This window comes from Sphingobacterium alimentarium (assembly GCF_004342685.1).
In the GTDB taxonomy this organism is placed as follows: Bacteria; Bacteroidota; Bacteroidia; order Sphingobacteriales; family Sphingobacteriaceae; genus Sphingobacterium; species Sphingobacterium alimentarium.
In genome coordinates this window covers 1-2687 of the sequence record NZ_SMBZ01000093.1, presented here as the reverse complement: position 1 = coordinate 2687, position 2687 = coordinate 1, and the positions used below count along the sequence as shown (strand labels likewise).

2 protein-coding genes are annotated in these 2687 nt (G+C 44.1%); both read right to left on the bottom strand.

What is annotated here, in order from left to right; all coding sequences use genetic code 11:
* Nucleotides 1-118: 118 nt before the first annotated feature.
* Entirely contained in the window at nt 119-931 is an 813-nt protein-coding gene (gene istB, locus EDC17_RS16655; RefSeq protein WP_243646194.1) for an IS21-like element helper ATPase IstB, read from the bottom strand.
* 2 nt (nt 932-933) lie between these two features.
* The gene (gene istA, locus EDC17_RS16650) at nt 934-2496 is read right to left on the bottom strand and encodes an IS21 family transposase (protein ID WP_132779348.1); all 1563 of its coding nucleotides are present in this window, start codon (nt 2494-2496) and stop codon (nt 934-936) included.
* Nucleotides 2497-2687 lie beyond the last annotated feature (191 nt).

Sequence of the window (2687 nt, the reverse complement as noted above, 5' to 3'; positions counted from 1 at the left end):
TGTGAACGGTAAATAATAATGCAGAGTTTTTGGCAATTAGTACTGCAGAGTTTTTGGCAAGAATTACTGCAGAGTATTCGGTAAGAATGAATACATAGTACGCCTCAAAAGTATGTCATTAATTTGAAGGTTCAAAAAAAGTTTTCCTATTTTCCATTCGGTAACTTTCTCCTGTTAGATTGATCACCTCGCACCTGAATAGAAGGCGGTCCAACAGGGCAGTGGCAATTACTTCGTCATCTAACATTTTAGCCCACTCTGTCGGTTTCTTATTGGTTGTAATGATGATTGAAGTCTGTTCGTAAATTTGGTTTATGAAGTTAAAGAAAGCAACAGCCATGTTCTTTTCTAGCGGAAAGAGCATGATATCGTCAAGAACGATCAGGTTTGCTTTGATTAGTTTCTTGTATTCGACCATTTTTGATTTAACGAAGTCCTTTGTCTTTAGGGTATTCAAGATCTCATCCATGGTCCGGAAATATACTTTGTAGCCGGCCTTCACAGCGTCCATGCAAAGTCCTGCGGCCAAGGCCGTCTTGCCAGTGCCACTTGGTCCCATCAGCACGATATTAAAGAGCTGGTCGATCCAGTTGAGTTCCCTTAGTTGCGCCAGGCGCTCACTTTTTAGTCCATTTCTTTCTGTTTGGTAAAGGTTCAGATTGTTATTTCGTGGCAGGCCCGCCTCTTTGGTCCTGCGTATCTGATCTCTGCTCTGACGATGGTCCGCTTCACTTTTGAACAGCTTTAACGTGTACTGAACGAAACCCAGGTTGTCCTGTTCGGCCTCTGCAATGATCTCCTCCAGATTGGCCCCGATTGCCGAGAGTCGAAAGCTGCTGCACAGCTGCTTGATTTCTTGTTTTTGTTTTTCCATTTGTTTTTTGTTGTAATGATGTTGCTGGCAGTATCCAGCAACATCGGGGTTAATCATTTTTAATTAGCAAAGAGGCTGTCGTAGCTTTCAAGGTCTGAACGCTCTGGATCCATTGCTGCTATACGCCTGCTTTGGCCGTCCAAGGGATTTAACTGGACGATTTTGGGATCTGATCGCATTTCATTCTGCTGCTCCCTTTTTAGGGATTCCACGATCGCGTTGAAGTCTCCTGCGCTCAGGATGTCGTTGGCGCAGGCGTAGTCCATAGCCATGCAGGCGATGTTGGCATCCAGCCCTGTAACGGTTGTCCTTAATGATTGTATCTGCTCACGGATATATCGGGGTTTATGGTTTCTGATTCGGCTTATCCACTCCAATGCCTGTAATTTGTTCGGCATCAGCTCACTGAACTCACGCATCATTTCCACGATGGCCGTATTGGTGTCACGTCTATGGTTGCTGGAGATTATTTTCTGGCCTTTGAGCAGGCTGACCTCGTGTCGGCAAAGTTCTCCGTATTTCTCATCGATCACTATAAGTTCGGTTCCCGACACTTTTAGCTGGACCTTCGTATTATTCCCTTTATAGGTACCAAAAGGCACGCTGTAGAAATTGCCTTTGTAAGATATTTTATTATCCTTGTGCACAGCATAGAGCGGTAATGGCCTAACGTCTAACTCCAGGGGACAGAAGGGCTCTAAAAATGTCTTCTCAATATCGTGCTGCTGCTGTGGTAAAAGTTTGGTCGTGCCATGTTCCAATGCATTGGCTGTCCGTCCCAGCCATGCAATGGCTTCCGCATTTAAGGTCTCCAGATCTTTGTAGGAACGGTTATACAGAAAATTCTTCTTTACATACCCAACGACGTTTTCAACCTTTCCTTTTGACTCGGGGTCTGCCTTTTTACAGAAATAGGTGGAGAAGCCCCGTTGTCTCACATAGGCACGGAACTCGGATGTTAGGACAATATCACCAAAGTTCTCCGATACAATGAACAAGCGGTCCTGGTCATAAACGAGCTCTTTGGGAATGCCGCCTATATACTTAAAAGCAAGTTCATGTGCCTCGATCACATCCTGCGTGCTGAAAGGACTATCCTGGAACAGGACAAACTTATACCGGGAGCGGGAAAGTACAAACGTAAAGAACTGTACCTTGCGGGTTTTGCCCAAAGTGGTCGCCATATTGTAAAATCCGAAATCAACCTGGCCCTGAACCCCATAGGGAAGCTCAGCTACCATGGTATAATCTCTTACCACTTCTTTTTTAAGGATATTGTACCGGGTTCTTACTGAGTGTACAAAGTTGAAAATCGTCTTCTGGCTTACCGAGGGAAAGTCCTGGTGATGCTCTTTCAACCAGTCGTGCATCTGCGAGGCAGAGGTGTCGCTATGGCTCTCCAATTTCTTCCGTACAAATTCCGTATACTCTTCCAACGTTTTCTTTCTACCTTTAGGCGTTGAAAGATCGCGTTCAAATTCGTCCTCACTCTGACTGAGCAAACGTTTGGCTGTACGCCAGTTCATTCCTAGGTAATCTGCGATCTTTGATACTGAAAAGCCCTCACGAGAAAGCTTGTGAACTTCATGATAGGTCATAAGTTTGTTTAAATAATAGTTCATTAATACCCTTGTTTTTTTTCTTGATCACAAAGGTTGTTTTTTCTTTCGGGGTATAGCCCCGGAAGATGAACTATGTATTCATTCTTGCCAATAATCCTGCACTTGTTCTTGCCAATTATTCTGCACCATTCTTGCCAATTATTGTGTAGTCATATTTGCCAAAAATCGTGTAGTTTTATTTACCGATCACA

Coding starts and splice junctions, on each gene's coding strand:
- istB (WP_243646194.1), bottom strand. CDS start 931: ATGATTAACCCCGATGTTGCTGGATACTGCCAGCAACATCATTACAAC.
- istA (WP_132779348.1), bottom strand. CDS start 2,496: ATGAACTATTATTTAAACAAACTTATGACCTATCATGAAGTTCACAAG.